Below are 6,407 nucleotides of genomic sequence, written 5' to 3'. Positions count from 1 at the left end.
GGCCGCCGTGCCCGCGGCGGCGCCGCCGACGGCGGCGGCCCCGCCCAGGGCGGCCGCGGCGGCGCTGAACCCGCCGACCCCGACCCAGACCAGCACGCCGCCGGGCAGCAGCGCGCGCAGGCCGGTGTTGATCTCGGCGAGTTCGAGGCAGGCCGCCGTGCAGCGGTCGCACTCCTTGAGGTGCCGTCCGACCTCGGCCGAGGCCCGCTTGCGCAGTGAGCCGCGGGCGTACGCGCCGAGCCGGTTGGCGTAGGCCTCGCAGCTGCCGGCCTGGCTGCCGGAGACGTGGGCCTGGAGGAAGGCGGCGGCCAGTCGGTCGCGGGCCCGGTGGGCCTGGACGGCGGTGGCGTTGGCGGTCTTGCCGAGCATCACGGCGACGGTCTTGGGCGATTCCTGCTCGACCTCGGTGTGCCAGAGCACCATCCGGTCGTCCTCGGGCAGTTCGGCGTAGGCCTGCATGACCATCCGCTGGTCGGCCATCGCCATCGCCCAGGCGTCGGCGCCGGGGTCGGCCAGGTCGTAGTCGACCACGGCGGCCGAGGTCTGGGCGAACACGCCGAAGTCGTCGACGAGTTGTTCGCGCCGTTCGCTGCGGGTCCAGGCGGCGGCGACGTTGCGCACGGCGGTCAGCAGGTAGGCGCGGACGGCGAACTCGGGCCCCTTGCCCGCCTTGAGCGCCTGCAGGGTGCGGGCGAAGACCTCGCCGGCGAGGTCCTCGGCGGTGAAGCTGTCCCGGCAGCAGGTGCGGGCGTAGCGGCGCACCGAGTCGGCGTGCCGGAGGTAGATCTCCTCGTACGCGCGGTCGTCGCCGGCCCGGACCCGGGCGGTCAACTCGGCGTCGGAGGGCGGGCGGTCGCCGTCGACCGGGTCGGCGGGGGCCGGGACGGTGGGCCGGGCGCCGGGCCGGGCGGTCCGCCCGTCGCCGACGAAGGCCTCGGGGGCGACGCGGCCGCGGCCGGCGGGGGCCTGGCCGGGCACCCGGCCGGGCGGCAGCGCGGCGGCGGAGGCGGACAGCGTCTCGCGGCTGGGCATCCCGGCCTGGTCGGGGACGTGTCCGGGGCTCGAACCGGGGGTCGGGCCCGAACCGGCTGCGGCGCCGGGTACTTGGGCGGCCCCGGTGCCGCCGGGGCCCGCGGCGGACCCTTCGGCCGCGCTACCGGAGTAGCCCCCGAAGTCGAGGCCGTACCCGTAGTCGTTCTGTTCCTCGGCGCTCACAACGGACCCCAGATTCCACGACAGCCCCCGTAGTGTGGCAGGGCGCGCGGGAGTGCGTAGGCGCACGGTTCCCCGGCGTACGGCGCCGACGGCGCGCGAAGGGCGCGCATCGGGACATTGGCTCCAACCACGGGCAAAGGATGGCATAGCGCAGGGACGGGCGGTAGCCGGACCGGCCGGTACCCACTCTTCCGAGGGGCCCTCGCGCCGTGTTCGCCCAGCGTGTTGCGCGGGGTCGCACGATGGCCGCACCCGGCGCGCGTGCCCTGTCCGCGCGCCGGTGTCCCGCGCAACTCCCGTCCGAGTCCCGTCCGATTCCCGTCCGATTCCCGTCCGAGTCCTGCCCGGCTCCCGTCCAACTCCCGGGCCCGTCGGGTGCGTCGGGTGCGTCGACCGTGCCTGGACCGACGCCCGTACCGACGCGACCGGCACCGCCCCGTGCCCCGGGGCGGTCCGAGCCGGGGTCAGCGGGCCCGCAGACCGTCCAACAGGAGCTGCAGCAGCCGGTCCGACGGCCCCGGAGCCGACTGACCGTCGGGCTGCGGACCGGTCGCCGTGAAACCGGCCGACGGCGGCGCCGTGACCGAGGGCCGCGCCGCGTGCACCGGTACCGACGCGGTCAGCACCAGCACCACGTCCGACACCGTGACGCCCGGCCGCAGTTCGCCCGCCGCACCGGCCCGCGCCACCAGGGCGGCCAGCAGTTGCAGCAGCAGCCGCGGATCGGCGTCCGCCGCCGAGGGTTCGACCGGCGCCCCGGAGTGCGACTCCTCGCCGCGCAGGTCGAAGCGCACGGCAGCCGGCGCCTCCGGAGCCCGCTGCTCGGGCACCCGGCCCAGCTCCTCCGCGTACCGGAACGCCTCCGGCGGCAGCAGCCGCCCCGCCCCGGTGCCGACCGCCCGGGCCAGGTAGCCGGCCAGTGCCTCCCAGGCGCCGTCGCCGCCGTACAGCGACTCCCGCGCCTGCGCGGTCAGCCAGGCCACCTCCTCGGCGGCGATCCGCTGGACCAGCACCTCCTTGCTCGGGAACCGCCGGTAGACCGTGCCGACCCCGACCCCGGCCCGGCGCGCCACTTCCTCCATCGGAGCGCCGTAGCCGAACTCGCCGAACACCTCCCGGGCCGCGCGCAGCACGCTCTCCAGGTTCCGCCGCGCGTCGACCCGGAGCCGGGCCCCGGGCACCGGCGCGGTGGCCTGCGGGGGCTCCGTCCGGTACGGGACCGCCGCGTACGACATCCCGCCCGGTGGCAGGTCCACCGGGCCGCGCTGCTCCGGGACCATGCCCTGTCCGGCGTGCGGTGTGCTCGCCCGCCCCAATGCCTGCTTCTGTTCCATCATCCCAACTCTCCCCCGCAGGCGTCCGAAACCGGACCCTGTCGTCGCCCGCCCCTGCACCCCCCGGTGCAGCTCAGCTCGTCAGAAGTGACCAGATGACCCATTGCTCGTGCCGCCCGTCGCGTTCCGGTGACCACGGTCGTGCCGCCGGACCGCATCGGCGTCCGGCTCGGCGCGTCGGCACCGACCGGGGCCTCGTCCGGGAACTACCCTTCCCCGGATGACTCTCCCCCAGTCGGGATCTCGCGCCAACGCTGGAACTGGCCGTAGTGGCCGCTCCACGGTGCGTCGCCGCCGGTTGTCATGGCGGTGGCCGCTCCGGCACACAATCCGACCATAGTTCACGGCTCTTCGAAGCCGAAAGTGCGTCAGAAAGTCGCCCGGGAAGCACAACTGGCCACGCCCGTCACTTCCGTCGCAACCAGCCCCGTACGGACTGTGGACAAGACCACCCCCGACGGTCCTTCATAGGGGGGCGTGATGGGGGGACACCCCCGGCCGCGAGGCCGGGACGAATCGTCACACCGGCAGGAGGTGCACCATCAGGATCCTGATCGTCGGCGGCGGCTGCGCCGGGATGGCCACCGCACTCCACCTCCAGCGCGTCCTGCGGGAACAGCTGCGGCGCCGCGAGGTGGAGATCACCGTGGTCGAGCCCCAGGCGTACTCCACCTACCACCCGCTGCTGGCCGAGGTCGCGGCCGGTTCGATCGATCCCCGGCACGTGGTCGTCCCGCTGCGCCGGGCCCTGCCGCACTGCCGGGTGGTGACCGCCCGGATCACCCGCGTCGAACACGCCGCCCGGCGCGCCCTGGCCGACGCCGCGAGCCCCGGCGAGACCCCGGCGCCGCTCGAACTCCCTTACGACGTCCTGGTGGTGGCCCCGGGGTCGGTCTCCCGCACCGCTCCGGTGCCGGGCCTGGCCGAGCACGGGCTCGGCTTCTCCACCGTCGGCGAGGCGGTGCACCTGCGCAACCACGTGCTGGAGCAGCTCGACCTCGCCTCCGCCACCCGCGACCCGGCCCTGCAGCAGTCCGCGCTCACCTTCGTCTTCGTCGGCGCCGGCTACGCGGGCGTCGGCGCGCTGGCCGAGCTGGAGGACATGGCCCGCACCGCCGTGCGGAGCTACCACAACGTCCGCGCCGAGGACCTGCGCTGGGTCCTGGTCGAGTCCGGCGACCGGATCCTCGCCGAGGAGTCCGCCGACCTCGCCGAGCACACCCTCGGCCAGCTGCGCGAACGCGGTGTCGACGTCCGCCTGCGCACCACCCTGGAGTCCGCCGCCGACGGGGTCGCCACGCTCTCCGACGGCAGCCGCTTCGGCGCCCGCACCCTGGTCTGGACGGCGGGCGTCCGGCCTTCGCCGCTGCTGCGCGACACCGACCTGCCGCTGGACACGGCCGGCCGGGTCCGCTGCCTGGCCACCCTCCAGGCCGTCGGCCCGGACGGGCGGGCACTGCCCGGGGTCTGGGCGGCCGGCGACTGCGCCGCCGTACCCGACCCGAACGCGGACGGCGCACCCTGCGCGCCCAACGCCCAGCACGCCTTCGCCCAGGCCGAGCTGCTCGCCCGCAACATCGCGGTCGCGCTGGCGGGTGGACCGCACGCGCCGGGCCTCGTCGAGTACCGCCCCGGGCCGGCCGCCTGTTCCACCTCGCTGGGGCTGCACCGGGCCGTCGCCCACACCCGGCGCGGCGGCCGGCTCACCGGACGGCGGGCGTGGTGGCTGCACCGGGCCCGGCACCTGCGGCGGCTGCCGAGCGCGGAGCGACGGGTCCGGGTGCTGATGGACTGGGTGCTCGGCGGGGTGTTCTCCCGCGAGGTGGTCTCGCTGGGGGCGATGGAGAACCCGCGTTCGGCCTTCGAGGGCGGTTTCGATTCCGGGCCGGAGCGGCCGTCCGGTGCCGGGCCGGACGCCCCCCGATGAGTGACCCCGCCGCCAGGGGTCCGGAGCCGAACCGACGGCCACGCCGGGCGCGCGACTTCCGGAACCGGGCCTCCGCCTGACAGGATCAGCCCGAACTGGTCATTACCCCATGTGATGCTGTGCACACAAAAAGTGATGATATGCCTGGAAAACGAGGAAGCGGCCGTCGTTTGAACCTCATGCGCTGGAGCGCCCGGCTCACCGGAGTCCCCTGGCGTGCCGCCCCGTCCAACGGGGCCGGCACCGACGAGGGCACGCCCTCCACCGACGGCATCGTCGTCCCCGGCCCCCGGGACCCCACCAGCCCCGCCGCCACCGCCGAACTCCTCGACCCCCTCAAACCGCAGAACCTGCGCGAGGTGCTCAACCGCATCCCCGCCCCGGTCGCCGTCACCTACGGCCCGCTCCACCAGCTCGGCTACGCCAACCGGGCCTACCGCGAACTCTTCGGCGAACGCCCCACCGGCCTGCCCGCGGGGGAGGCCCTCCCCGAACTCGGCACCATGGGCGTCCTGCCCCTGATGGACCAGGTCATCCGCGGCGGCCGCCCCCGGAGCGTCAAGGCGCGCTGCATCCTCGGGCTCACCGGCAACCGCTACTACAACGTCTCCTGCGTCCCGCTCGGCCCGGGCGACACCGGTGACACCCCCGCCGAGGGCCCACCCGCCGGCGTCCTGATCTTCGCGGCCGAGGTCACCGACCAGGTGCTCGCCGCCGCCCGCCTGCGCGAAGCCGAACGCCGCCAGCGCGAGGCCGCCGTCACCCTCCAGCGCAGCCTGCTCCCGCAGAAGCTCGACCAGCCCGCCGACCTGCGGGTCGCCGCCACCTACCAGCCGGGCGGCGCCGAGGCCGCGGTCGGCGGCGACTGGTACGACGTCATCGCCATCGACGGCGGTCGCACGGCACTCGTCATCGGCGACGTCATGGGCCGGGGCCTGCGGGCCGCCGCCGTGATGGGCCAGCTCCGCACCGCCGTACGCGCCTACGCCCGGCTCGACCTCCCCCCGCACGAGGTGATGCGCCTGCTCGACGGCCTCGCCATGGAGATCGACGCCAACCAGATCGCCACCTGCACCTACGCCGTCTGGGACCCGAGCCGCCGCACCCTCTCCTACGCGTCGGCCGGCCACCTCCCCATGCTGCTGCGCTGCCCCGACGGCACCATCCTGCGCAGTGAGGAGCAGAACGGCCCCCCGCTCGGCACCGGGGACGGCCTGCACGTCTCCCACACCCTGCGCCTGCTCCCCGGCACCACCGGCGTCCTCTATACGGACGGACTGGTCGAGCGCCGCGACGAGGACATCGACCAGGGCCTCGACCTGCTGGCCCGCACCCTCACCGGCGCGGTCGGCGCCCCCGAGGTGATCTGCGCCCGGCTCCTCCGGGCGATGGGCGTGACCTCGGAGCACGACGACGACGTCGCCGTCCTGGCCTTCCAGCTGCCGGCGGACGAGGGCAGGGAGGGCGCCGAGGGCGGCACCGCGGGCGGCACCGAAAATTCGCTTGCCGTGCTTGACTCGGCCACTCCAGAGGTCTAGTGTTCTTCGAGCTGCCTGTCATGGAGCACCGGACACGCATCTGCGCGGACGGCCCCGCGGCAGCCAATCCCTTGAAACACCACTTCCGGTTCGTGCCGGTCGTTTCGCTTTTTCGCGTCTCGGCTCGGTGCTTATTCGGCGTGCGCTGTTTATCGGATTGCGGCCGGATTCGCTTTTCGGAGCGGGGATCGGCTAGAGTTTGAAACGTCGGACGGGGCGTCAAGCCGCAGAAGACACCGGCGAGTTGGATGACGAAGCCCCGGAGAACGGAGCGGAAAACATCTGGTAAGCTGGAAATACGAAAGAACGAAGCGCCCGGAGGGCCCGCTGGAAGGCGGTCCGAAGGAAGCGTCCGTTCCTTGAGAACTCAACAGCGTGCCAAAAGTCAACGCC

Annotated in this window: 3 protein-coding genes and 1 pseudogene; 2 read left to right on the top strand and 2 right to left on the bottom strand. The window is 74.4% G+C overall.

Annotation, left to right across the window (positions count from 1 at the left end; all coding sequences use genetic code 11):
* A partial coding sequence (locus ACFXPX_RS43160; protein ID WP_380645048.1) for a sigma-70 family RNA polymerase sigma factor occupies nt 1-1,215 on the bottom strand: 1,215 nt, incomplete at its 3' end.
* 464 nt (nt 1,216-1,679) lie between these two features.
* On the bottom strand, nt 1,680-2,552 hold the full coding sequence (locus ACFXPX_RS43155) for a TetR/AcrR family transcriptional regulator (protein WP_380645047.1): 873 nt from the start codon (nt 2,550-2,552) through the stop codon (nt 1,680-1,682).
* Nucleotides 2,553-3,090: 538 nt separating this feature from the next.
* Between ACFXPX_RS43155 and ACFXPX_RS43150 the strand changes: the two genes are divergently transcribed.
* Both ACFXPX_RS43150 and ACFXPX_RS43145 read left to right on the top strand, forming a co-directional pair.
* On the top strand, nt 3,091-4,476 hold the full coding sequence (locus ACFXPX_RS43150) for an NAD(P)/FAD-dependent oxidoreductase (RefSeq protein WP_380595283.1): 1,386 nt from the start codon (nt 3,091-3,093) through the stop codon (nt 4,474-4,476).
* Nucleotides 4,477-4,646: 170 nt separating this feature from the next.
* Nucleotides 4,647-5,933: pseudogene (locus ACFXPX_RS43145) on the top strand (SpoIIE family protein phosphatase); the annotation flags it as partial.
* Between the last annotated feature and the right edge of the window lie 474 nt (nt 5,934-6,407).

The sequence above is a fragment of the Kitasatospora sp. NPDC059146 genome (assembly GCF_042786665.1).
Taxonomy (GTDB): Bacteria; Actinomycetota; Actinomycetes; order Streptomycetales; family Streptomycetaceae; genus Kitasatospora.
The sequence above is the reverse complement of the archived record's forward strand: the minus strand, read 5'-3'. Positions and strand labels throughout refer to the sequence as shown.

Coding starts and splice junctions, on each gene's coding strand:
- ACFXPX_RS43155 (WP_380645047.1), bottom strand. CDS start 2,552: ATGATGGAACAGAAGCAGGCATTGGGGCGGGCGAGCACACCGCACGCC.